We start from the raw sequence: 24825 nt of genomic DNA, 5'->3' as shown, positions 1-24825 counted from the left end.
AGAGCCGATGAAAGCCTATGTCTATGGCGCCAATGGCGCTGAGATTACCGACGTCGCAAAGCCATCACCGAAGGGCACGCAGGTGCTGGTCAAGGTTCACGCCTGCGGCCTCAATCGCGCCGACCTCGGCATGACCAAGGGCCATGCCCACGGCTCAGCGGGCGGCGTCGGCACCGTGCTCGGCATGGAATGGGCCGGCGAGGTCGCCGAGCTCGGGCCCGACGCGAAAGGCGTCAAGGTCGGCGACAAGATCATGGGCTCCGGCGGCGCCGCCTTTGCCGAATATACGCTTGCCGATCACGGCCGGCTGTTCCGCGCGCCCTCCAACATGAATTTCGAGGAGGCCGCCACCCTGCCCGTCGCGCTCGCGACCATGCACAACGCCGTCGTCACCAATGGCGCGCTGCAGGCGGGGCAGACCGTGCTGATCCAGGGCGCCAGTTCCGGCGTCGGCCTGATGGCGATGCAGATCGCGAAACTCAAGGGCGCCAAGCTCGTGATCGGTTCCTCGACCGATGCGATGCGGCGCGGCCGGCTGAAGGATTTCGGCGCCGATCTCGCAATCGATTCCAGCGACCCCGGCTGGGTCGAGCAGGTGCTGAAGGCAACCGGCGGCGAAGGCGTCGACCTCATTGTCGACCAGGTCTCCGGCAAGGTCGCCAACCAGAATCTCGCCGCGACCAAGGTCAAGGGCCGCATCGTCAATGTCGGCAGGCTCGGCGGCACCCATGCCGATTTCAACTTCGACCTGCACGCGGCGCGCCGCATCACCTATGTCGGTGTCACGTTCCGCACCCGCACCATCGAGGAGATCCGCGAGATCTTCGACGAGGTCCGCAAGGACATCTGGGGCGCCGTGGAATCGCGCAAGCTGCAACTGCCGATCGATCGCGTCTACAAGTTCGACGAGATCGGCAAGGCGTTCGCGCACATGGAAGCCAACAAGCACCTCGGCAAGATCGTGGTGACGCTGTAAGTCGCTCCGATTGTAGACCCGTAGGGTGGGCAAAGCGCAGCGTGCCCACCATTCCGAGTAGAGTGCTTGATGGTGGGCACGCTTCGCTTTGCCGACCCTACGCGCCGCAAATCGTTGTCCGAGCGCAACGATCATCGTGGTTCGCCGGAAAATGCCTGCTGCAGTGCTGTCAGCCTGTCCAGCGCAGCTTGCGGCAACGGGCCTTTCTCGACCGCGGCGAGTGCGTCCTCGAACTGCTGCGGCGTCGCCATGCCGACAAGGATCGTGCCCATCGCCGGGTGGGATATTGCAAATCGCGTGGCGGCTTCGGTCAGGCTCGCGGCGAACCCCTCCGTGACCAGCGCGATGAGACGGCGAGCGCGATCGATATCGGCATCGTAGCTCATCGCCGAACCGATCGGCTCGGGCGCCGGACCCGCAATCGGATGACGCTCGGCCGAACCCGACAGCGCACCGCCGGCCAGCACGCGAATGCCGACGACGCCAACGCCGGCGTCCCTGGTGTGATCGAACAATCGTCCGTAATCTTGCGCCGGATAGCTCGGCGGCAAATCGTCGGCGGCAGATGGATTGAGCATGTTGTAGACGATTTGAGCGCTGTCGAAGACGCCGGCATCGATCGCTTGCTGCAGCGCCGCCGTGTCGCCGACGGCCGTCATCCCGAGGTAACGAATCTTCCCCTGCTGACGCAGCCGCTCGAACGCCGGCACCACGTCGTCGAGCACCTGCCGGACGCTCAGCGCCGAGCCGCCTCCGTTCTCGGTAATCGCATTGTGCAGATGAAAGATGTCGACCCGCTCAAGACGCAGTCGCGCCAGGCTGCCTTCGAGCGATATCCTGACCGCGTCCGCAATCCGCCCGAACTCGCCGGGCGGCAACCGGACCTTGGTGCCGACCGCCACATCGGCCGGTTTCAGCTTTTGCAGGACGCGGCCAAGGTTCTTTTCCGATTCGCCATCGCCGTACTGCACCGCGGTGTCGAAGTAGTTGACGCCGGCGGCGATCGCCCGCGCGATGGTCCGCTCCTGCTCGACGGGATCGCCGCGCACCATAAACCCGCCCACCGCGCCGCAGCCAAAGCCCAGCACCGAGAGCCGCATCCCCGTGCGTCCAAAGACCCGCATTTGCATCGCCGTTCCTCCGGCCGATTGAGGATTATGCCTGGCCGTTACTGCCCCGTTACTGCCCCTTGGCCCTCTGGTCGAAAGCGCTCAGGACTGCCAGCGTCATCGCGGTGACGCCCGCCTGAATGGTAGGCTTCGGCACCGGCGCGAACAGCGGGGAATGGTTGCCGGGAAGCGGCGGGCCGCCATTGCGCGCGGCGGCGACGTGCTCGGGATCGTAGACACCGATATTGAAGAACATCGAGGGCACGCCGGCATTGATGTACTCGGAAAAATCCTCGCTCGCGGTGACCGGCGGCGCGGTCCTGAACTTGTCGCCGAAGGCCGCGTTCAGCACCTTCTCGGCGGTCGCGACAACAGCGGCGTCGTTGACCACCGCCTTGGTACCCTCGGTGATCCTGATATCCGGTGCTGGCGCATTCGCCATGGCGGCGACCGCTTTGGCGGTACGTTCGATTCCATCATGCATCGTGGCGCGCACGTCCGGTTTGAAGGTTCTAATGGTGCCGAGCAGGACGGCCTCGTCGGGAATGATGTTGCCCGTGGTGCCGGCATGGAGCGAACCGATGGAGACCACGCCGAATTCGGTCGGTTCCTTTTCGCGGCTGATGACGCTCTGCACATCGACCACAAAACGCGACGCCATCATCACGGGATCGATGGTCGTCTGTGGCGCCGCGCCATGGCCGCCGCGGCCTTTGAATTTGATGTAGAGGCCGTCGGCATTGGAAGAGCGGACCCCGACGGTGTAGCTGACGTAGCCGTAGGGAAAGGCCCCGCCATGCAGGGCAAAGCCGGCATCGGGCTTGGGAAAGCGCGTGAACAGGCCGTCGGCCAGCATGGCTCTGGCACCCGCAACCACTTCCTCGGCGGGCTGGGCGATGAACATCAGCGTGCCTTTCCACCGGTCCTTCAGCCCGACCAGCGTCTTCGCCGTTCCGACCCAGCTCGCCATGTGGATGTCGTGGCCGCAGCTATGGGCGACAAAGGTTTCGCGCCCCTGCCAGATGGTCTTGTCGCGGCTTGCATAGGGCAGGCCGGTCTTCTCCTCCATCGGCAGCGCATCAAGCTCGGTGCGCACCATGATGGTCGGACCGTCGCCATTCTTGTAGAGCGCAACCAGCCCGGTCTTGCCGACCTTCTCTGTAACCTCGAAGCCTATCGCGCGCATCTCGGCGGCGAGCTTTGCGGCGGTCTTCTCCTCCTGGAAGGCGATCTCGGGATGGGCGTGGATGTCCTTGTAGAGCGCATCGAGTTTTGGATATTCGCTCTCGAAGGAGGTCTCGATCGATTGCTTCAGGCTTGCGACGTCGATCTCCGCATGCGCCGGCAGCGCAACCATGCTGCCCAAGGCAAATGCGGCGAGCAGGGGCTTTGCAAACCGCATGGTCGGACCTCCCTTGGCTTTTTTCCTCACCCGGATATCGCGGTGCATCCGGCCGCCGTAGAAATGGAAGAACGGCACGAAAGCATCATGCAGCAGCGGCCCGAACCTTGGCAAGCACAACTCCCATGCCGCACGTGCCGATGGCAATGCCTCGGGATTGAAGGCGACGACGCGCTCGCAATAGCTCGACGTCTGAACTAGCGGGACGGTAGGTTATTGTTTGAGCATGATCTCCGCGCAAACGCTTCGCGTTTGTCGCGAGGGACCGCTTCACACTTTTCCGGATCATGCTCTAGCGCACTGACCATGGCCATACCAACGACGGTTGCGGTTTTTTGGCTTGCGCCTGGGCCGGGGTTGGCACCGGCTTTGGCTTTGCCGCCTGGGCGACATTGGCCGACTGCCGCGGACGCGGCAGTGGTATTTCGGGCATAACCTTTGGCTCCTCGGGGCTCACCTTTGGCTCTTCAGGCATCACCTTTGGCGCTGAAGCGTTGGCGTTGACGCGGGCGAGTTGTTCCTGGGTCGCGTTGAGGCGCTCGGTGAGCGTCTGGCTTTCGCGCGCAATCTGGGTCTGGGTCGCCTTGATCTCGTCGATGATGCTGTTGCGACGTGCCATTTCCTCCTGGCTCGCCTTGAGTTCGCTCGCGATATTTTCACGGTCGCGGACCAATTCTTCTTGCCTCACCTGGAGCTGTTCGACCGCTTGCCTCAAGGCAGCGAGATCGCGCGCCATCGGTTGGAGCTGCTGCGCCAAGTCGGACGACTGGACGACCGGACTCGGCGCGACATTAGTCGGCGCAGCGTCTTTCGGCGCTGCCTGTGTCAGAGGCGCCGGATCTGAGGGCGCCATCGTCTCCGTATGAACGGAGGACGACCACCACCAGGTAGCGACACCAATGGATGCTGCCGACAGAGAACCGACCAAAGCCACATAGCGCCAATCCGCCACGCGATGAATCGTTGCCAGGGGCGCGCGCGACGGCTTCATGCTTGTCGGCGGGGCCGGAGGACTAATGCTGGTCGGCGGGTCCGAGCGATTGACTCCCGCTTCGCGCGCCAACAGGTTCGAAATCTGCTCCTTCAAGCTCGCGAACTGCCCTTCCGCGAGTTTGTCGCCCAGCGTGGAATCCATTTGGTGCTCCCTATCAAACGCAATATCACCCGCCTGAGAGCGATCCGCACATCTGCGCTGCGGCGAGCTAACATCAACGGGAGGCAGATGCTTTTCGCAGAAAGCTCACCTGAACTGTCCCTGCGTTTTTAACGCAGCCGACGGGGCGGAACTATGTTCACGGCCGGAGAACTACGGAAGAAACCCTTACTCTTCCGCCGTTGAAGGTCGCGCCGAGCGACCTCCGCTCTACCCGTAACTGCGACGGTTCCCGAGCGCTGTCGCCTCTTCTTGCAGAAAACCGCAGCCGGATTACCTCGCCAATATCTCGGCACGGAAGGTATTAAACCTCAGTTCTCGAATGGGATCGTCAGGTCCGTGCCGTCCGTGTCCACCACGAACACCGCGAGGAGTTGTCCGGCTCGGTCTCGCTGGCATTGGCGCTGACGCAGTGGCGGTCGCCGGTCAGCGGCGAAGCTCTCTCCGACCTTGTAGGTCGTCATTGATCCGTCGACAGTTCGATTCCCCTACGGAGCGCCACCGGCGGATGGTCTTACGGGGTCACTTCGATTTCGCTCGCCCGCCACGTCTTGTCGAAGAATGATTGTAACGGGCTATAGAGCCGGAGGATTGCGAACCAGCCCTTTTTCGGATCGGTCTCGATCCAATTGCCATCAGCAGCGCCTGCGGGCTTTTTTGGTCCGATATAGACGACCGTTGAGCCGTCAGCGTCGGCGACCGCAGCCGGAGATGGATAGCTCTGGCTACCGGCACGCGGGAATTTCTGCGGCGTCTGCAGCATCGAGCGCGTCTGGTTGTCGTAGAGGGTCAAGGACCAGAACGCCTTTGCGGGAATGTTCGGCGGCAGCGTGACCTTGTAGGTTTTGCTGCCGTCGAAAGGAGACTTCTTGGCGTCGGTGAAAGTGAACAGGTACTGTGAGCCAAGGCCGGTCAAGCGCATGATCATGCCCGGGCTGACGCCCGTGTAGGCGTAGAAGAATGCCGTACGTGAATCGAGCGTGCGAGCCCCAGTCGGCGGAAATGGCTCCACGCCCTCCTTGGTCACCATTGGAGGCGGCGTCTCGAAGGTGAACCCGCCTTCGAAGAGCATGTTCTGCCAGGACGATTCGGGATAGTAGATCCACTGCTCGCGAGGACGGAAGGCGAGCGCGCGGCCGGTCGCGTTGCCGACGGCAGCGGCCTCAGTGAGGATCTTCTTCATCCGCTCGTCGGGATTGAAGGGCCTGCCCTTGACAATGCCGATCGCAGCCATCTGACCCAGGAGTTCCGGATCGAAGGAGGTCGCCGGCTCGGCCTGGACGACCGCATTGACCTGCTCGAAGAAGTGATAGTCGTTGGCCGGAATCGTGTTGAACGACATGCCGCTCGCATCGATGAACTTCGTCTCGGGTGGTGCGGAAGGCGCAGCGAGGACCGACAGCGGAACCTTTCCACCGAGGATTTCGGCAACCGGCGTGCCGTAGCCTCCCGGCACATAGGGATAGATCCTGGTGAACTTCTTGATCCGCTCGACGACGGGGGTCGGATCATTGTTCTCAAGAAAATAACGAGCGAAGGCCATTACACGTGTGGTCTTTGCGCGCGCAACGCTGTAGCCGCTGTCCGGCACCACCCCATCATAGCCCGGCGGCAGAACCAGGTATTTGCCGCCCTGCCCGCGATCCGGGCCCGGAATGCCGAGGTCGATGACCCACTGAAACCACATGTCGTCGATCGCCCCGAGCGCCCCCGGCGGCACCTCGTAGACCATCGGGCCCTTGGTCAGGTCGAGATAGCTCAGCGCATAGATCGTGTCGCAGTTTGCAGTCAGAAACAGCGAATTGCTGTCCATCAGCTTGGAGAAGATGACGACCGTCTGGGTGTCCGCACCGATGCTCTTGATCCCTTCGACCGCAGCTTGCGTCGATGCGCCCTTGTAGCTGTTGAGGAACACGTCGAGAGCGTGCGTGAAGTCCAGGTTGTCATACGCCTTCTGGATGGTGTCGGCGGTCGGCGCTCCATTCTTGAATTCGAGCGTCCCTATCCGTGTTTCCACTCGGTCGGGCGTAGTGATCTCCGGCGGCGGGGGCTGGAATTCCGTAGCGGAAGCCTGTGCTACCAAACAGACCGCAAGCGTCAAACCCGCTGGCCAAGTCTTTCTCATGGCAGTCCTCCCTGACTGAAAAACGGAAGTATCGAAGTGGGCGCTAGTGGACCTCCTCGATCTCCCCGGGCCGCCAGCTCTTATCAAAAAACGGTTCCAGCGGGCTGTAGAGGCGCAAGATAACCCACCAGCCTTTCTTCGGGTCCGTTTGAATCCAGTTGCCTTCCTTCACTGCGGCGGGCTTGGTCGGCCCGAAATAGATGGTCGTCGAGCCATCGGCATTGGCGACCGCGGCGGGCGAAGGAAAGCTCTGGCTTCCGGCACGTGGGAAAACGCTGACCGGTCTGCAGCATTGATCGAGTCTGGTTGTCGTAGAGCGTCAGCGACCAGAATTTGGCTGCCGGGATGTTCGGCGGTAGCGTTAACTTGTAGGTCTTGGCGCCGTCGAGGGGATTGCCCGAGCTGTCATAGTAGTTGCCGAGATATTGCGAGCCGATATTGGTGAGCCGCATCACCATTGCGGGTGTGATTCCGGTGGCGACGTAGAACATCGCCAAGCGCGAATCGAGGGCGCGGGCGCCAGTGTCCGGATAGGGCTTGACGCCCTCCCTGGTGATCTCCGGCGGCGGGTTGGTGAATTCGTAGCCGCCGACGAAGAGCTGGTTCGACCATGTCGAGTTCGAATCCGGGTAGTAGCGGAACCCTTCGGAGATGCGTGGGCGATAGCTGACGACACGTCCGGCGGCGTTCCCGACGGCGATCGCGTCGGTGAGAACCTTGCGCATGCGCTGGTCGGGATTGAACGGCTTGCCCTTGACGATGCCGATCGCTGCAAACTGCCCGGCGATTTCCGGGTTGAGCGCTTCGGCCGGCTCCTCCTGCACAAGCGCGTTGAGCATCTCGTAAAAGGAGAAGTCGTTGGGCGGGATGGTATTCATCGCGAGGCCGGTGCCTTCGACGAATCGCGGAGACTCGGGCGTTGCGAGTTGCCCGAGCCGCACCTTGCCCGCCAGGAACGAACCGATGCTGGTTCCATAGCCGCCCGGCGCGTAGGGGTAGATCTTCAGGCCGCTCTTGATGCGCGCCGCGGGCGGCGCCGGATCGTTGTTGTCGAGGAAGGCGCGCCCCAGAAGACCGACCGAATTCGTTCGCGACCGAGCGATGAAATAGCCGCCCTCGGGCAAGGTCCCGGTGTAGCCCGGAGGCACGAACAGGTATTTGCCACCGAGCCCGCGATCGGGCCCGGCTAGGCCAACGTCGATGATCCACCGAAACCACATGTCGTCGCCTAACGCGAGAACATCACTGGGCGCCTCGACGACGACCGGCCCCTTGCTCAGGTCGAGGTAAGTCCAGAAGTAGACGGTGTCGGCATTGGCGGTGAGGAAGAGCGACCTTGCATCCATCAGGCCGGAAAAGAGAATGACGTCGTTGTCCTTGATGCCCGCGTCGCGGAAGCCCTTGCGGATCGCATACATGGAGACCGCGGGCAGGGAGTTGAGGTAGGTTTCCACGCCGCGGGAAAAGTCGAGATAGTCGTAGATCTTCTCCGCCGTTTCCGCACTGGGCATGCCGTCATGGAACTTAAGGAGTCCAAGTCGGCTGTCGACGCTGTCCGGTGTGGTGATCTGCGATGGAGTCGGCGCGTAGTCCTGCGCGAAAGCAGACAATGATATCGCTGTTGACGCGAGCATCGCGAAAACCGCTCGTAGCATTGGCTTCCTCCTCCGTTCCACAGAGATGCTCGATACCGCAACACGCGCGATGATTGCCCGGTTGGCGCCGTGACATCATCCTGCTTCAAAACGGTCTCGATTATTCTTAAGAGGCGCTTTCCAGGTGAGTTTGCGTAGTATCCAATGCGGCGCGCCCGCACATGGCAATGGCACGCGCTCTGGTTGTCCTAGCTCATAGAATGCCGCGCCCGCCGCGCGGCGGCAAGTAAAAGCAGCGCGTCCGAGTTCCGCGAGAATTTGTCTTAAATGGCGTAAGAGCCGGAGATCAGAATGGCTGCATAGGGTCATTTTCGACCGAATCCGCCGGCTCTGCCCGTCATGTGATGTCGGCTTTGCTCCAAAAACGGTTGCCGGGCCGCGCATTGTGTCTGGCCAGACGGTTGTGATTCAAGTTCACAACCTGGGGCGTCGAACCCTGCGCTACGAACTCGCGACTATGAATGGGCCGCAATCAAGCTTGACGTGCAAGCCTGTCGGCACGGCCTTTTAGCCGCTCCAATTACGGTGACAGTGCATCTAATCAGTGCCGGATCATCGCATGTATTTCAAGCATCAGTTGGGTGTGTCGATCTAGCAAGATGGATTCCGGGCTCGATGCTTCGCATCGCCCCGGAATGACAACCCCCGTCATTGCGAGGAGCGTAGCGACGAAGCAATCCATGCCTCCATGCGTGGCGGCATGGATTGCTTCGCTGCGCTCGCAATGACGGTGTGGATGCTTTGGGCGCAACAAAACTGCCGACGGGCAAATCAGCAAAAACCTGTCCAGCCGTCGCGGAAAAAATATTTCTGTTTTTCCGAAATGCAAATCAGTCTATTAATTCGCCCGTCTCACCCGATTGAGGGGCGCTTCGCGATCGTCACGAGTGTTGCGGTGGGATGCGGTGGACGCGGATTGCGCAAAGGACGAGTGCGCATGAGGCGGACGGTGAAGTCGTGTGGTCCTGACGCCCCGACGCTGGCGTCAAGTCCGTGAGAAGCTAACGCTTCTGGCGGGCGACGGTGGCAAGAAGCCCGGTCTCACCGGGGAGAGCACGATATAAGCCGCAAAACCATTGCGCAGGGAATGCCGGAGTGCCTCCGCTGAACCTGTATGCTCGTGTGCGCTTCTTTGTGCACTTATGCACACGAGACCGCGGGTGCAGCGCGCGCCCGGCGTTCCCTGCGCCCTCTTGCTTCCGGGGCGGATGATTTTGCAAAGCTCGGGTGAAACGCGCCGCGAGAATGTGGAGCTGCATCTGAAATGTGTCTGGTGAACTTACGCAAAGCATTTTCTGGATTTGGAATAATTCGCAACACGCCTGCTCTTGCGAGTGAGTGGCGATTGCGTGTCGTGAACGACACTTGATGTTCACCAACGCCCTGCTACACCGCAGCCCATGAGCGCTCACAACGTCAAATCCTCGGTCGCGGCGATCTCGGTTCTCGCCAGCGGCGCGCTGGCGGTGGCGAAATTCGCCGTCGGGATCGCGATCGGCTCGCTGGCGCTGATCTCGGAGGCGCTGCACTCCTCGATCGATTTGATCGCCACCATCATCACCTGGGCGGTGGTGCGGGTGTCCGACCGGCCGGCGGACAGGGAGCATCACTACGGCCATGGCAAGCTCGAAAGCATCTCCGCGCTCGGCGTCATCGCCCTGCTTTACGTGCTGGCCGGCGGCATCCTGGTGGAGGCCTATAGCCGGCTCACCGAAGGCGCCCCGCCGCCCTCGATCTCGGCGATCCCCTTCGTCGTCCTCATCATCGACATCCTCGTCAATCTCTGGCGGGCGCGGGCACTGCATCGCGCGGCGCGCGACACCAAGAGCCAGGCGCTCGCCGCCGATGCGCTGCATTTCGCCTCCGACGTGTTGGACTCCTTCGCCGTCATCATCGGCCTCGTGCTGACCGGCCTCGGCTTCTGGTGGGGCGACGCGGCGGCCGCCATCGCCGTCGCCGTCATGATCGCGCTGCTCGGACTGCGGATGGCCCGCGCGACCGTGGAGACGCTGACCGACCGGGCGCCGGAGGGCGCGCGGGAGAAGGCGACCGCGGCGATCCGGAACCTGCCCGGCGTCCTCGACGTCGAGCGGCTGCGCGTGCGCATGGTCGGCCCGACCTATTTCATCGACGCGATCGCCAAGGTGCCGCGCACCTATCCCATCGACCGCGTCGAGGACATCAAGCGCAGGGCCCAGGCCGCGGTCGCCGGCGCGCTTGGCGATGCCGACCTCACCTTCACCGCGGTGCCGGTCGCGCGCGACAATGAGAGCGTGCGCGAGCGCATCATGGTGATCGCGCGCAACTCGGGGCTTGCCATCCATCACGTCACTGTCCACGCGCTCGGCGAGAAGCTGATCGTCAGCATCGACCTCGAGGTCGACGGCGAGATGGAGCTCACCGCCGCCCACGCCGTCGCCCACGATCTCGAACGCGCGATCCGCGAGGACTTCGGCGAGGACGTTGAGGTCGACACCCATATCGAGCCGCTCGAACCGGAACTGCCGTGGGGCAGCGACGCCGCGCCGGATCGCCTCGCGGCCATCAGGGAAGCCTTGATGCGCTTTGCCGCTGATGGCCCGATCCATGACATCCACAATGTGCGCGTCCGCGATTCCGACGCCGGCGAGATCGTCAACTTCCACTGCCGTGCCGCACCGTCGATGAGCGTCATCAAGGTGCATGAGGGCGTAGACGCGATCGAGCGCGCCCTGCGCCGCGCCTTCCCCACCATCAAGCGCGTCATCAGCCACGCCGAGCCGGCGCGCACATAGGAATGCGCCGACGTTCTCGTTTCGGACTCGATTTGAGAGCTTCGATTCTCTCTTGGACAAGAATTATTTCGCATTAACGAATCGTTGACTCTCGACACGCCGGAAAAACTGGATTCAAATCACATTGATTCGGGAGCGACGTGGGGTGGCTTCCGACGGTGTGCAAATCAGACTGCGGTGGGGGTCTAGGGCATGGCGCGTGCGCATGCGGCGAACGCGTGCGTCCAATCCGATTCGATCAAGGGATTGGCGCAATCGATCGCGAAACCAGACTACCACAGGCTCTTGACCGCTGAGCCTGCGCTGCGCCGGGCTGTGCCCACGCTCATCATCGCCTTCCTGATCACGATCTGCCTCGGCGCCTTCGTCCAGGTGGTCGACCAGAGCCGGCAGAAGCGCGCCGCCCTGAAGCGCGATCTTGCCGCCCTCTCCGATATCCTCGCCGAGCGGCTCGATCGCCTGACCTCCAGCCGCCGCGAACGCCCCGGCAATATCGAGCAGTTGCAGAGCTCGTTGCCCGATCTCATTCCGTCCTGGGGCATTGCCAGGGGCCGCCATGTCATCGTCACCGGCGCCGATCATCGCGTGCTCGCCCGCGCGCCGATCGACGGGCTCGGCGAGAACGACCGGGTGCTCGACATCGTCTCCACCGCGCAACTGCTCGCCGCGCCCAGCCAGCAGGGCGTCCTCACCGACATGATCCTGCCGGACGGCAACGGCGCGCTGGCAATCTCGGTCCCGGTGAAATCGCTGCCCGGCCAGGTGATCGTGATCCAGGAGATGAACGAGCCGATCTGGGGATCGGACGCCGCGCTCTCGGTCACGCTCTCGGCGACCACGGGCTTTGTCGTGCTCATCCTCGGCTTCGCCTTCCACTGGCAGTCGACCCGCGCCCGCGAGGGCGATCTCATCAATGACGCGGTCCGCGGCCGGATCGATACCGCGCTCAATCGCGGCCGCTGCGGGCTGTGGGACTGGGACCTCTCGCGCGGCCGCATCTTCTGGTCGCAGTCGATGTTCACGCTGCTCGGCCTTGAGTCCCGCAACGACCTCCTGACGTTCGGCGAGGTCAACGCGCTGGTGAAATCCGACGACATCAATCTGTTCGACATCGCCGACCAGCTCATCTCCGGCAAGATCGACCACATCGACCAGTCGTTCCGCATGCAGCACACCGAGGGCCACTGGATCTGGCTGCGCGTGCGCTGCGAGCTCAGCCACACGTCGGCCGACGGCGGCTTGCACCTGATCGGAATCGCGGTCGACATCACCGAGCAGAAGAGCCTCGCCGAAAAGACTGTCGAAGCGGACCTGCGGCTGCGCGACGCCATCGAGACCATTCCGGAAGCCTTCGTGCTCTGGGACGCCGAGGATCGCCTCGTGCTCTGCAACTCGCACTTCCAGCGCCTGCACAAATTGCCGGACTCGGCGGTCGCTCCCGGCACCTCCTACGAGACCGTGATCGAGGTCGGCAGCATGCCGGAGGTGCGTACCCGCCTGCACGAGGCCGGCGCGCCGATGCCGGGCGCGCGCACCTTCGAGGCGCAGCTCGACGACGGGAAGTGGCTGCACATCTCCGAACGCCGCACCAAGGACGGCGGCTACGTTTCCGTCGGCACCGACATCACCCGCATCAAGGCGCACGAGCAGAAGCTTGTCGACAACGATTTGCGGCTGCGCGCCACTGTCGTCGACCTGAAGCGCTCGCAGGCCGAGCTCGAGCGGCAGGCGATCGAGCTCGCCGACCTTGCGGAGAAATATTCGCAGGAGAAGAACCGCGCCGAGGAGGCCAACGCCGCCAAATCGAAATTCCTCGCCAATATGAGCCACGAGCTGCGCACACGCCGCTGAACGCGATCATCGGCTTCTCCGAGATCATGGGCAGCGGCATGTTCGGCGCGCTCGGCTCGGACAAGTACCAGGAATATTGTCACGACATCCTCACCAGCGGCAAATATCTGCTCGACGTCATCAACGACATCCTCGACATGTCGAAGATCGAGGCCGGACGCATGAAGCTCGACCTTGAGCCGCTCGATCTGTCGAGGACGCTCGCGGAATCGCTCCGCGTGGTATCCGGACGCGCGCAGGTCAAGAAGCTGACGCTCGATGCCGACATCGAAAGCACAATCCCCGTGGTGGCCGATCGCCGCGCCATCAAGCAGATCATCGTCAACCTGCTCTCCAATGCGGTGAAGTTCACGCCCGACAATGGCCGGGTGATCGTGCGCAGCCAGGTGCTGGACGATCGCATCGTGATGCTGATCGCCGACACCGGCATCGGCATCGCACAGGACTCGCTGCAGCGCCTCGGCAACCCGTTCGAGCAGGTCGAGAGCCAGCTCACCAAGACCTATCAGGGCTCGGGCCTCGGCCTTGCGATCGCGCGCTCGCTGACCAGCCTGCACGGCGGCTCGATGAGGCTGCGCTCGAAGCTCGGCGTCGGCACCGTGGTCCGCATCGCCCTCCCGCGCGACGCCTGCGTGGCGAGGATGCGGGCGGCGGCGTAGCGATGTTGCACTCGCTTCACGCCAGCTTCAGGACGCTTTCCAGCAAGGCCTGGTCATTCAACACCGCCAGCGTCTCGCGGCTACTGAGGGAGGCGACCACCTGCTCGAAGGTGTCGCTCGCCTCAACGCGGGCGCGGGCGGTTGCCAGATGCGGGTCGATATCCTCCGGTCGCCGGCGCTTCGGCGGAGGAAGCGAGCGGAGATGTTGCGTCAGGAATGGCGCATCGCGTCGCAGTTCGGTCAGCGCGCTGCCGCGGCCGGGTGGAAGCGATGCTGCCAATTCGTTGGCGCGGGCCAGCACGGAAGGCGGCGCGACCTCCTCCGGTGTCGCAAACAGCGCATTCATCCGCGGCTTCGCCGTATAGGCGCCAATCGGAATTGCAAACAACAGCCCGACGATGACCGGCGACATCCACAACAGCAGCGGCAGAGAGACGGCATAGGCGCTCGCGGCCATCAGCACGCCGAAGGCCGTGGGCACGCCGTATTTGCGATAGAGCTCGCGGCGCTCGACCGAGCCGTCGTCGCGGCGCTGCGTCTGCCATCCGGCGTCACGGCCAATCAGTATCTCGATCACCGCGATCGACTGGAACACCATCATCGCAGGCGCGATCATGGCGGAGATCAGCACTTCGACGATGACGCCGAGGAACGCGCGAATTGCGCCGCCGAAACGCCGTCGCGTTTCCCGCTGCGTCAACAGCAACAGGAAGCCGAGCAGCTTCGGCACGATCAGAAGCGCCATGGTGGCGCCAAACACCCAGGCCGCGAGGACGGGGTCCTGCGCCGGCCAGTTCGGAAACAGCGAGAACCCCTTCGGAAAATATTCCGGGCGGACAAAGCGCGCCTGCAACGAGATCAGGATGCCGAGCAGCAGGAACGTGAACCAGAGCGGCGCCGTGATATACGAGCCGATCCCGGTCATGAAATGCAGCCGCGAAATCCAGTGCAGTCCGCGGGTCGGCAACACGGCGAGATGCTGCAGGTTTCCCTGGCACCATCGGCGGTCGCGCGCCGCGAAATCCAAGAGCGACGGCGGCACTTCCTCGAAGCTGCCGCCGAGCGTCGGCGCCATATAGATGCCCCAGCCGGAGCGCCGCATCAGCGCGGCCTCGACAAAGTCGTGGCTCAGAATATGTCCGCCGAAAGGCTTTCGCCCGTGCAACTCCGGCAGCCCGGCAGTTTCGGCGAATGCCCGCACCCTGATGATGGCATTGTGCCCCCAGTAATTGCCTTCGGAGCCGTGCCACCAGGCCACCCCCGCGGCGATCATCGGCCCGTAAAGCCGGCCTGCAAATTGCTGCAAGCGGCTGAACAGGCTTCGCGCATTGACGATGATCGGCAGCGTCTGCAGCAACGCGGCCGCCGGGTTCGCCTCCATCGCATGAACCATCCGCACCATCGCCTCGCCCGTCATCAGGCTGTCGGCATCGAGGACGATCATGAACTGATAGCCGCTGCCGAAGCGCGAGATCCACTCGGCGATATTGCCGGACTTGCGCGCGACATTGTTGGCGCGGTGGCGGTAGTAGAGCCGATCGGAACCGCAGGCTTGCCGCAGTTGCAGGAAAGCGCGCTCCTCGGCGATCCAGATGTCGGGATCGGTGGTGTCGCTCAGCACAAACCAGTCGAAGTGCGCACCATGCCCGGTCGCCTCAACGGACTCGTAGATCGCGCGCAGCCGGGCCATCAACTGATTTTCGTTTTCATTGTAGGTCGGCAGCAACACCGCCGTCCGGCTCGTGATCTCAGGCAAGGCTCCGCCGGTGGCGACTGGCAGTGCGTTCCCTCTTCGGCCGAGCAGGACGAAAAAGCCCGCAAGCGCGGAGGCGAACGAGAAGCCGATCCAGGCGAGCAGCGCCACGAACAGCGCCAGCACCATCCATTCCAGGAGGGTCACGCCCCCGACTTCGAGCACCCTGTACATCTCGTAGGCGCCGGCGCCGGTGAGCGCGATGGTCGCCGCAAAGACAAATGTCCGCCGCAGCCACATGCTTGACGCCACCGGCACAGGCCGCCGCGTCGCCTGCGGCGCGCGGGCGAAGTCCGATGTCATCATCTCGAGCGGATCTTCGCGTGGCAGGAACCCGTCGGTCGGCGCGTCCGGCGTCAGCGGCGACGACGTCGCTACGGAGCCCATCGATAGACCCACACTTCGGAAAGAGGCTTATCGTCTTGCATCAACAAGGCCCGAAGCTCCACGGGCGTGTCCTTTTTCACCGCGCATTGGAAGCTGAGCCGCCATCCGCCCGCGTCGGGATTCGGTTGCGTGACGATGTTGGTGATCTCGGACTTTTCGGCGCTGACGACGCCCTTGATGCTGTTGGGATCGACGCCTTTCAGATTGTCGCCGATCAGGTCCAGCACGAACAGTTTGCTGTCCTCGCCACGCGCTCCGATGCCGGTGCGCACAAAGCGGGCGAGCGAGTGAGGTTTCGGCGCATCCGGACCCCAATGCAGGCGATAGGTGAAATTGTTTTCGCTCTTGGCCTTCAGCGGCGCCTTGGGCCGCCAGAAGGCAGCAATATTGTCGTGGATCTCTTCCTTGGTCGGAATCTCGATCAGCACGACGCCGCCCTCGCCCCAATCGCCGATCGGTTCGACCCAGAGGCTCGGGCGGGCTTCGAAACGCGATTCGATATCCTCATAAGCGGCGAATCGCTTCTCGCGCTGCATCAGACCGAAGCCGTGTGGATTGAGGTCCTGGAAGGTGCTGACCTGAAGATCCCGCGGGTTGCTCAGGGGGCGCCACAGGCTTTCGCCCTTGCCGTTGAAAATTGCGAGCCCGTCGGAATCGTGCACCGAGGGGCGAAAATCGTCGACATCGTTATGGTCATTGGGACCGAAGAAGAACATGCTGGTCATCGGCGCCAGCCCCGCGTGCTCGAGATCGACCCGCGGATAAAGCGACATCTCGACGTCGAACACGGTGGTTTCGCCAGGCCGCACGGTGAAGCGGTAGCTCGCGGCGCAGCTCTTGCTGTCGAGCAGCGCATGGATGACGAGCGAGGTCGCGTTGGCTGCGGGACGCTCCAGCCAGAACGCCTTGAAGGTGGGAAATTCCTCCCCCTTCGGCTCGCCGGTATCGATCGATAATCCCCGCGCCGACAATCCGTAGGTTTCACCCTTGGCGACGGCACGGAAATAGCTCGCGCCGAGGAAAACGCAGACCTCATCGAAATAGTCGGGCTTGTTGATCGAGGTGTGGACGCGAAAGCCGGCAAAGCCGAGATCGGCTTCCTTGAAAGCCGGCACCTTGTCGCCGAACGAGAAGTCTTCCTTGCGATAGGCGATTTCGTTGGCCTGGCCGTCGACGACCTCGAAGATGCTGACCTTGTTCTTGTAGAAGAAGCCGCGGTGAAAGAACTGCGCCTGGAACGGCAACTTTTCGGCGCGCCAGAGCGCGCGCTCCGGCATAAAGCGGATCGAGCGGTATTGGTCGTAGTTCAGATCGTTCAGCTCCGCGGGCAGCTTTTCGTCGGGCGCCTCGAACGACTTGCTCGCGAGGCTGCGCGCGAGCTCCCGAACAGTGGATGGGCCGAACGGAACAGCCGCGACCGTTTCGGTTCCCGGAAACAGCACGAGTGTCGGCAGCACTGCCGAGCCTTGCAGTAGCTGACGACGATTCACGGGAACTCCTCTGCAATACGAACATACCCGACAGTGAAACAGCGAACATGTCGGCAAGTTCCCGCACATGCGGCATGAGCGAGAAAAGATCTTTGTTCAGACAATCTCCCACCACGCGCTGCGCCAAATCCATGGTTATGCTCATCCCGCGAGACGCCGTCATTCCGGGGCGATGCGAAGCATCGAGCCCGGAATCCATTTCGCCGCTTGCGCATGCGGATCGATGGATTCCGGGCTCGCGCTCCGCGCGCCCCGGAATGACGGAGAGGAGAGAGCTCCGGCCCGTTACTTCGACTCCAGCGTGGGCGCGACTTCGCGGGCGACCTGCACGAGCGCGGCGATCAAAGGCGTCATCGGATCGCGCTGCGGGATCACAAGGCCGATGCTGTAGTTGACGACGGGGTCGACGATCGGAATGCTGCGCACGGCGTCGGCGAGGCCGAGCGTCTCTGCGAGTTTTGCCGGCATCACGCTCGCCCAGCGCCCGGTCTTCACGTGGGTGTAGAGCACGAGCAGCGAGTTCGAGGTCAGCGTCGGCGTTGCTTCCGCGCCGACCGAGCGAAGCGCGCGATCGATGATGCGGCGGTTCTGCATGTCGGGCGTCAACAGACAGAGCGGCACCTGGCCGACCTCTTTCCACGTGACGCTGTCGCGATCGCCGAACATGGCGTCGGGCGAGGTCAGCAACCGGTAACTCTCGCCATAGAGGCGGATGGTGCGCACCTTGCCGATCGGTTCGTTCTCGATATAGGTCAGCCCGGCATCGACCTCGAGGTTCTCCAACAGGCCGAGCACGTCGGACGAGGTGCAGGACTGAATGCGAAAGCGCACGTCGGGATGACGGGCGCGAAATGGCGTCGTCAGCGAAGCGACCATGCCGAGCACGGTCGGGATCGCCGCGATCCGGATCTCGCCGGAGAGCTTGTGCTTCAGCCCGTTGATCTCCTCCCGCATCGCGCGGGCATCGCCGACGATACGCCGCGCCCAATCCAGCGCGCGCTCGCCTTCGGGCGTAAAACCCTGGAAGCGGGAGCCGCGCTGCACCAGCATCACGCCGAGGAGGTCCTCAAGCTGCTTGAGGCTGGTCGACATCGTCGGCTGGGTGACGCCGCACGCCTCCGCCGCGCGGCCGAAATGCCGCTCCTTTGCGAGCGCCAACAGGAGTTCAAGCTTGTCGATCAAGAAGGCCTCATCAGTTCTGGCATGCCACTGCAAATATAACGATCACAACGCGCACGAACACGCAAAAAGCTGTGCGAGACAAGGTGTTTCGCTACCAATTCTAATTCCATATCGATCTATTTCATATCCAAATCAATCGCCTTTCACGATCGCAGCATGAGACAGCTTTATTGATATCTAGATCGATTCCAACTCTCATAGGAGCGAGTGAAGAACCCTCCGATTTGAGAGGTATGGATGACGTCAGCCTACGAACCCTGGAACGAAGCGCGCGGCGCCGAGATCATCGCCGAGCACACCAAGCTCGAAGGCGCGACGCTGGTCATCCTGCACGCCCTGCAGGAAGCCTTCGGCTACGTGCCCGAGCCCGCGATCCCGATGGTCGCTTCCGCGCTCAACCTCTCGCGCGCCGAGGTGCACGGCGTATTCACCTTCTACCATGATTTCCGCAAAGAACCGGCCGGCCGGCACGTGCTGAAGCTGTGTCGCGCGGAGGCCTGCCAGGCCGCCGGCGGCGATGCCCTGGCCGCGCGCGCGGAAGCGAGGCTCGGCATTACGCTCGGCAACACCACGGCCGATGAGCGCGTGACGCTGGAGCCGATCTACTGCCTCGGCCTCTGCGCGACCGCGCCATCAGCGATGCTGGATGGCCGCGTGGTCGGCCGGCTCGATGAAGCTCGCCTCGATGCGCTGGTCAAGGAGGCGCAGCGATGACGATGCGACTCTTTGTCCCCTGCGATGCCGGCGCCGTCGCCGTTGGCGCCGATGAAGTCGTGGCGGCGCTGCAACTCGCCGCTGAGACGCGCGGCCTGCCGGTCGAGATCGTCAGGACTGGCTCGCGCGGGCTCTATTGGCTGGAGCCGATGGTCGAGGTCGTAACGGCAGCGGGCCGGGTCGCGTTCGGACCGGTGAGCGCCACGGACGCGGCCTCCCTGCTCGATGCGATGGCCGCGAACGGGCCACATCCGTTGCGGCTCGGCATCGCCGACGACATCCCCTGGCTCAAGCGCCAGACCCGCCTGACCTTCGCGCGCTGCGGCGTGGTCGATCCGCGCTCGGTCGAGGATTATCGCGCCCATGGTGGTTACAAGGGCCTGGAACGGGCGCTGACGCTTTCCTCCGACGAGATCCTTGCCGATGTCACCGCCTCCGGCCTGCGCGGCCGCGGCGGCGCCGGCTTTCCGACCGGCATCAAGTGGAAGACGGTCGCGCAGGCCAGCGCCGACCGGAAATATATCGTCTGCAATGCCGACGAAGGCGACAGCGGCACCTTCGCCGACCGCATGATCATGGAAGGCGATCCCTTTGTCGTGATCGAGGGTATGACGATCGCCGGCATCACGGTCGGCGCCAGCAAAGGCTACATCTACATCCGCTCCGAATATCCGCATGCGGTCGAGGCGATGAATGCCGCGATCGCGGCGGCGAAGCGCGCCGGCTGTCTCGGCGCGCGCATCGGCGGCTCCCCACACAGTTTCGATCTCGAGGTGCGGGTCGGCGCCGGCGCCTATGTCTGCGGCGAGGAGACCTCGCTGCTCGAAAGCCTCGAAGGCCGCCGCGGCATCGTGCGCGCCAAGCCGCCGCTGCCCGCACACAAGGGCCTGTTCGGAAGGCCAACGGTGATCAACAACGTGCTGTCGTTCGCCGCGATCCCGTTCATCCTGGACAACGGCGCGAAAGCTTACGCGGATTTCGGCATAGGCCGCTCGCGCGGCACGATGCCGATCCAGCTTGCCGGCAACGTGAAGCATGGCGGCCTGTTCGAGACCGCGTTCGGCATCACGCTCGGCGAACTCGTTGACGAGATCGGCGGCGGCTCCTTCACCGGCCGTCCGGTGCGCGCGGTGCAAGTGGGCGGCCCCCTGGGCGCCTACTTCCCGCGCGCTCTCTTTGATACGCCGTTCGACTATGAGGCCTTCGCCGCGCGCGATGGATTGATCGGCCATGGCGGCATCGTCGTGTTCGACGACAGCGTCGATATGGCGAAGCAGGCCCGCTTTGCGATGGAATTCTGCGCGATCGAATCCTGCGGCAAGTGCACGCCATGCCGGATCGGCTCGACCCGCGGCGTGGAGACCATCGAGAAGGTCATCCGCGGCGAGCGCGTGGCCGAAAACCTCGCCCTCGTCGAAAACCTCTGCAACACCATGAAGTTCGGCTCGCTCTGCGCGCTCGGCGGCTTCACGCCCTACCCCGTGCTGAGCGCCCTCAAGCATTTCCGGGAAGATTTTGGCCCGGCACCGGCCCGTCTGCAGGCCGCGGAATAGGAAGATCGCCATGTCATTGATCCAGGAAATCGACTTCGGCACGCCGCGCTCCAAATCGGAGACCATGGTCACGCTGACCATCGACGGCCAGAGCATCACCGTGCCCGAGGGCACCTCCATCATGCGCGCGGCAATGGACGCCGGCACGCAGATCCCAAAACTCTGTGCGACCGACATGGTCGACGCCTTCGGCTCCTGCCGCCTGTGCCTGGTCGAGATCGAGGGACGCGCGGGCACGCCGGCTTCCTGCACCACGCCGGTGGCGCCGGGCCTGGTCGTCCACACCCAGAGCGAACGGCTGAAGAAGCTGCGCAAGGGCGTGATGGAGCTCTACATCTCCGACCATCCGCTGGACTGCCTGACCTGCGCAGCCAATGGCGATTGCGAATTGCAGGACATGGCGGGCGCGGTCGGCCTGCGCGACGTGCGCTACGGCTATGAGGGCGACAACCACGTGTTCGCCAAGTCCGATGGCGCGGTCAATCCGGCCTGGATGCCGAAGGACGAGTCCAATCCCTACTTCACCTACGACCCTTCCAAATGCATCGTCTGCTCGCGCTGCGTCCGCGCCTGCGAGGAGGTGCAAGGCACGTTTGCGCTGACGATCGCTGGCCGCGGCTTCGACAGCCGCGTCTCGCCGGGCATGAGCGAGAGCTTCCTCGGCTCCGAATGCGTCTCCTGCGGCGCCTGCGTACAGGCCTGCCCGACCGCGACGCTGACGGAAAAATCGGTGATCGAGATCGGCCAGCCCGAACATTCCGTGGTGACGACCTGCGCCTATTGCGGCGTCGGCTGCGCCTTCAAGGCCGAGATGCGCGGCGAGGAAGTGGTGCGCATGGTGCCGTACAAGGACGGCAAGGCCAATCGCGGCCATTCCTGCGTCAAGGGCCGCTTCGCCTGGGGCTATACCAACCACAAAGAACGCATCCTGAAACCGATGATCCGCGAGCGGATCGAGGATCCCTGGCGCGAAGTGTCGTGGGACGAGGCGTTCTCGTTTGCCGCCGCGAAGTTCAAGGGCATCCAGCAGAAGTATGGCCGCGACGCGGTCGGCGGCATCACCTCTTCCCGCTGCACCAATGAAGAGACCTATCTGGTGCAGAAACTGATCCGCGCCGGCTTCGGCAACAACAATGTCGATACCTGCGCCCGCGTCTGCCACTCGCCGACCGGCTATGGCCTGTCTCAGACCTTCGGCACCTCGGCCGGCACGCAGGATTTCGATTCGGTCGAAGAGACCGACGTCGTGGTCGTGATCGGCGCCAATCCGGCCTCCGCCCATCCGGTGTTCGCCTCGCGGCTGAAGAAGCGGCTGCGGCAAGGGGCAAAACTGATCGTGATCGATCCGCGGCGCACCGAGATGGTGGAAGCCCCGCACCTGAAGGCGCTGCATCTGCCGCTGACGCCGGGCACCAACGTCGCGGTCATGACCGCGCTTGCGCATGTCATCGTCACCGAGGGCCTCGTCAACGAAGCCTTCGTGCGCGAGCGCTGCGACTGGAGCGAGTTCGAGGAATGGGCGGCGTTCGTCGCGCAGCCGAACAACAGCCCGGAAGCCACCGCGATCCTGACCGGCGTCGATCCGAAGGATCTGCGCGAGGCGGCGCGCATCTACGCCACCGGCGGCAACGGCGCGATCTATTACGGACTTGGGGTCACCGAGCACAGCCAGGGCTCCACGACGGTGATCGCGATCGCCAACCTGGCGATGGCGACCGGCAATATCGGCCGCCCCGGCGTCGGCGTGAACCCGCTGCGCGGCCAGAACAACGTGCAGGGCTCCTGCGACATGGGCTCGTTCCCGCACGAGCTGCCGGGCTACCGCCACATCTCGACGGACGCGGTGCGCGACCAGTTCGAGGCGATGTGGAAGGTGCAGCTCAACCCGGAGCCGGGCCTGCGCATCCCCAACATGTTCGACGCCGCGATCGAAGGCACCTTCATGGGCCTCTATGTGCAGGGCGAGGACATCCTGCAGTCCGATCCCAACACCAGCCACGTGGTGGCGGCGCTGTCGGCGATGGAATGCGTCATCGTTCACGACCTCTTCCTGAACGAGACCGCGAATTACGCGCATGTGTTCCTGCCCGGCTCGACCTTCCTGGAAAAGGACGGCACCTTCACCAATGCCGAGCGTCGTATCCAACGCGTGCGCAAGGTGATGACGCCGAAGAATGGCCTGGCCGATTGGGAAGTGACAATCGGGCTCGCCAAGGCGATGGGCTTCGAGATGCGTTACAACCATCCCTCCGAGATCATGGACGAGATCGCGGCGCTGACCCCGACCTTCGCCGGCGTCTCCTATGCCAAGCTCGATGAGCTCGGCTCGGTGCAGTGGCCGTGCAACGAGAAGGCGCCCGAGGGCACGCCGGTGATGCATATCGGCGGCTTCGTGCGCGGCAAGGGCAAGTTCGTCGTCACCGAATATGTCGCGACCGATGAACGCACCGGCCCGCGCTTTCCGCTGCTGCTCACCACCGGTCGCATCCTCAGCCAGTACAATGTCGGGGCGCAGACCCGCCGCACCGAGAATGTGGTCTGGCATAGCGAGGATCGGCTGGAGATCCATTCGCACGATGCCGAGCAGCGCGGCGTGCGCGACGGCGATTGGGTGCGGCTCAAGAGCCGCGCCGGCGAGACCACGCTGCGCGCGCTCATCACCGACCGCGTCGCGCCGGGCGTGGTCTACACCACGTTCCACCACCCGGATACGCAGGCCAATGTGATCACGACGGACTATTCGGACTGGGCGACCAACTGCCCGGAATACAAGGTCACCGCAGTCCAGATCTCGCCGTCCAACGGACCGTCCGACTGGCAGAAGGCCTACGAGGCGCAGGCGAAGCATTCGCGCCGGATCGCGCCGGTCGTGGAAGCCGCGGAGTGACGATGCACGATCCCGTCACCAGCGCGGAGCGGCAGGTCTGGCGCGACGGCAGCCTGAGCGAGGGCACGCGCCAGATCCCGGAGGAGACGCCGCTGGCGCTGACCTATAATGGCGGCACCTACGCCGTGATGATGGGCACGCCGCAGGACCTACGCGACTTTGCCGTCGGCTTCAGCCTCAGCGAGGGCGTCGTACAATCGCCCGAGGAAATCGAGACGCTCGACGTCATCGAGCTCGACGACGGCATCGAGCTGCGGATGTGGCTCGCGCCCGAAAAGGCCGCGCTGATCAGCGAACGGCGACGGCATATCGCAGGCCCGACGGGCTGCGGCCTCTGCGGCATCGACTCGATCGCGGAAGCGGTTCGTCCTGCGGCGATCGTACAGAAGGGCCGCAGCTTCTCGCCGCGCGAGATCATGACGGCGATGGCGGCGATTGCGCCGCTGCAGAGGATCAATATCGAGACACGCGCGGTGCATGCCGCGGCGTTCTGGACGCCGGCGCGCGGCATCGTCGCGCTGCGCGAGGATGTCGGCCGCCACAACGCGCTCGACAAGCTCGCCGGCGCGCTGGCGCAGGCGAACGTTCCGACCAGCGAGGGCATGGTGCTGTTGACGAGCCGCATCTCGGTCGAGATGGTGCAGAAGACGGCGACTATCGGCGCGCCACTGATGGTTGCGGTTTCGGCGCCGACGGCAATGGCAGTGCGCATGGCCGATGCCGCCGGCATCACGCTTGCGGCGATCGCGCGCGCCGACGGATTCGAAGTGTTCACGCATGCGGAGCGCATCACGGCCCACGCCGATAGCAGGGAAGCCATCCATGTCGCCTGACAGACTGATCTACATGGCCAACCAGATCGGCAAGTTCTTCCAGAACCAGGGGCATGATCGCGCGGTGCCGGGCATCGCCGAGCACATCAAGAAGTTCTGGGACCCGCGAATGCGGAAGGCGATCTTCGCCCATCTCGACACCGGCGGCGCGGGGCTCGATCCGTATGTCCGCGACGCGCTCGAGACATTGAAGAAGGCGTAGCGTTGTAGGGTGGGCAAAGCGTAGCGTGCCCACCATTAACGTCTGTGCTCTCGATGGTGGGCACGCTTCGCTTTGCCCACCCTACGTTTCTGTCGTCGCTGCGAAAGCAGGGACCCATAA

At 63.8% G+C, this 24825-nt stretch carries 15 protein-coding genes and 2 pseudogenes; 8 read left to right on the top strand and 9 right to left on the bottom strand.

What is annotated here, in order from left to right; genetic code table 11:
- Window positions 1-7: 7 nt before the first annotated feature.
- Complete coding sequence (locus ACVJGD_RS02400; protein WP_456632854.1) at window positions 8-976, top strand: zinc-binding dehydrogenase; 969 nt, start codon at window positions 8-10, stop codon at window positions 974-976.
- 131 nt (window positions 977-1107) lie between these two features.
- Here ACVJGD_RS02400 and ACVJGD_RS02395 read toward each other — a convergent pair whose 3' ends face one another.
- The 6 genes and pseudogenes from ACVJGD_RS02395 to ACVJGD_RS02370 form a co-directional block, all read right to left on the bottom strand.
- Window positions 1108-2106, bottom strand: coding sequence for an aldo/keto reductase (locus tag ACVJGD_RS02395; RefSeq protein ID WP_456632853.1), 999 nt, complete (start codon window positions 2104-2106; stop codon window positions 1108-1110).
- Window positions 2107-2155: 49 nt separating this feature from the next.
- Window positions 2156-3601 carry an amidohydrolase gene (locus ACVJGD_RS02390; protein WP_456632852.1) on the bottom strand — a complete coding sequence of 482 codons (1446 nt, stop codon included), beginning with the start codon at window positions 3599-3601 and terminating at the stop codon, window positions 2156-2158.
- A gap of 178 nt (window positions 3602-3779) precedes the next feature.
- Window positions 3780-4622 (bottom strand): hypothetical protein, encoded by an 843-nt coding sequence (locus tag ACVJGD_RS02385; protein WP_456632851.1) that lies wholly within the window; start codon window positions 4620-4622, stop codon window positions 3780-3782.
- Between the two features lie 532 nt (window positions 4623-5154).
- On the bottom strand, window positions 5155-6765 hold the full coding sequence (locus ACVJGD_RS02380; RefSeq protein ID WP_456632850.1) for a DUF1254 domain-containing protein: 1611 nt from the start codon (window positions 6763-6765) through the stop codon (window positions 5155-5157).
- Between the two features lie 43 nt (window positions 6766-6808).
- On the bottom strand, window positions 6809-6967 hold the full coding sequence (locus ACVJGD_RS02375) for a DUF1214 domain-containing protein (protein ID WP_456640141.1): 159 nt from the start codon (window positions 6965-6967) through the stop codon (window positions 6809-6811).
- Window positions 6968-7085: 118 nt separating this feature from the next.
- Window positions 7086-8111 (bottom strand): annotated as a pseudogene (locus ACVJGD_RS02370) (DUF1254 domain-containing protein); the annotation flags it as partial.
- A gap of 1709 nt (window positions 8112-9820) precedes the next feature.
- On the opposite strand from ACVJGD_RS02370, the gene ACVJGD_RS02365 reads away from it, so the two are divergent.
- Window positions 9821-11194: a cation diffusion facilitator family transporter gene (locus ACVJGD_RS02365; RefSeq protein ID WP_456632849.1), complete on the top strand. Its 1374-nt coding sequence runs from the start codon at window positions 9821-9823 to the stop codon at window positions 11192-11194.
- 192 nt (window positions 11195-11386) lie between these two features.
- Window positions 11387-13704, top strand: a pseudogene (locus tag ACVJGD_RS02360) (ATP-binding protein).
- A 16-nt stretch (window positions 13705-13720) separates the two neighbouring features.
- Here ACVJGD_RS02360 and mdoH read toward each other — a convergent pair.
- The 3 genes from mdoH to ACVJGD_RS02345 form a co-directional block, all read right to left on the bottom strand.
- Window positions 13721-15844 carry a glucans biosynthesis glucosyltransferase MdoH gene (gene mdoH, locus ACVJGD_RS02355; protein ID WP_456632848.1) on the bottom strand — a complete coding sequence of 708 codons (2124 nt, stop codon included), beginning with the start codon at window positions 15842-15844 and terminating at the stop codon, window positions 13721-13723.
- A complete protein-coding gene (locus ACVJGD_RS02350) occupies window positions 15832-17334 on the bottom strand; it encodes a glucan biosynthesis protein G (RefSeq protein ID WP_456632847.1) in 1503 nt (500 codons plus the stop codon). Before ACVJGD_RS02350 ends, mdoH begins: the two co-directional genes overlap by 13 nt.
- Before the next feature lie 285 nt (window positions 17335-17619).
- Entirely contained in the window at window positions 17620-18516 is an 897-nt protein-coding gene (locus tag ACVJGD_RS02345; RefSeq protein WP_456632846.1) for a LysR family transcriptional regulator, read from the bottom strand.
- Between the two features lie 237 nt (window positions 18517-18753).
- On the opposite strand from ACVJGD_RS02345, the gene ACVJGD_RS02340 reads away from it, so the two are divergent.
- Genes ACVJGD_RS02340 through ACVJGD_RS02320 form a run of 5 tightly spaced genes read left to right on the top strand, consistent with a single transcriptional unit; the run spans window position 18754 to window position 24705 of the window.
- Window positions 18754-19230, top strand: coding sequence for a formate dehydrogenase subunit gamma (locus ACVJGD_RS02340; protein ID WP_456632845.1), 477 nt, complete (start codon window positions 18754-18756; stop codon window positions 19228-19230).
- Entirely contained in the window at window positions 19227-20783 is a 1557-nt protein-coding gene (locus tag ACVJGD_RS02335; RefSeq protein WP_456632844.1) for a formate dehydrogenase beta subunit, read from the top strand. The genes ACVJGD_RS02340 and ACVJGD_RS02335 overlap by 4 nt, the downstream gene beginning before the upstream one ends.
- Window positions 20784-20793: 10 nt before the next feature.
- Window positions 20794-23670 carry a formate dehydrogenase subunit alpha gene (fdhF, locus tag ACVJGD_RS02330; RefSeq protein ID WP_456632843.1) on the top strand — a complete coding sequence of 959 codons (2877 nt, stop codon included), beginning with the start codon at window positions 20794-20796 and terminating at the stop codon, window positions 23668-23670.
- A 2-nt stretch (window positions 23671-23672) separates the two neighbouring features.
- Entirely contained in the window at window positions 23673-24503 is an 831-nt protein-coding gene (gene fdhD, locus ACVJGD_RS02325; RefSeq protein ID WP_456632842.1) for a formate dehydrogenase accessory sulfurtransferase FdhD, read from the top strand.
- The gene (locus ACVJGD_RS02320) at window positions 24493-24705 is read left to right on the top strand and encodes a formate dehydrogenase subunit delta (protein WP_456632841.1); all 213 of its coding nucleotides are present in this window, start codon (window positions 24493-24495) and stop codon (window positions 24703-24705) included. Before fdhD ends, ACVJGD_RS02320 begins: the two co-directional genes overlap by 11 nt.
- The last annotated feature ends 120 nt before the right edge of the window (window positions 24706-24825 follow it).

The sequence above is a fragment of the Bradyrhizobium sp. USDA 10063 genome (assembly GCF_054063735.1).
Note: the sequence above shows the minus strand (reverse complement) of the source record. Positions and strands in the feature narration are given on the sequence as shown.

Coding starts and splice junctions, on each gene's coding strand:
- ACVJGD_RS02400 (WP_456632854.1), top strand. CDS start 8: ATGAAAGCCTATGTCTATGGCGCCAATGGCGCTGAGATTACCGACGTC.
- ACVJGD_RS02395 (WP_456632853.1), bottom strand. CDS start 2,106: ATGCAAATGCGGGTCTTTGGACGCACGGGGATGCGGCTCTCGGTGCTG.
- ACVJGD_RS02385 (WP_456632851.1), bottom strand. CDS start 4,622: ATGGATTCCACGCTGGGCGACAAACTCGCGGAAGGGCAGTTCGCGAGC.
- ACVJGD_RS02380 (WP_456632850.1), bottom strand. CDS start 6,765: ATGAGAAAGACTTGGCCAGCGGGTTTGACGCTTGCGGTCTGTTTGGTA.
- ACVJGD_RS02365 (WP_456632849.1), top strand. CDS start 9,821: ATGAGCGCTCACAACGTCAAATCCTCGGTCGCGGCGATCTCGGTTCTC.
- mdoH (WP_456632848.1), bottom strand. CDS start 15,844: ATGGGCTCCGTAGCGACGTCGTCGCCGCTGACGCCGGACGCGCCGACC.
- ACVJGD_RS02340 (WP_456632845.1), top strand. CDS start 18,754: ATGACGTCAGCCTACGAACCCTGGAACGAAGCGCGCGGCGCCGAGATC.
- ACVJGD_RS02335 (WP_456632844.1), top strand. CDS start 19,227: ATGACGATGCGACTCTTTGTCCCCTGCGATGCCGGCGCCGTCGCCGTT.
- fdhF (WP_456632843.1), top strand. CDS start 20,794: ATGTCATTGATCCAGGAAATCGACTTCGGCACGCCGCGCTCCAAATCG.
- fdhD (WP_456632842.1), top strand. CDS start 23,673: ATGCACGATCCCGTCACCAGCGCGGAGCGGCAGGTCTGGCGCGACGGC.
- ACVJGD_RS02320 (WP_456632841.1), top strand. CDS start 24,493: ATGTCGCCTGACAGACTGATCTACATGGCCAACCAGATCGGCAAGTTC.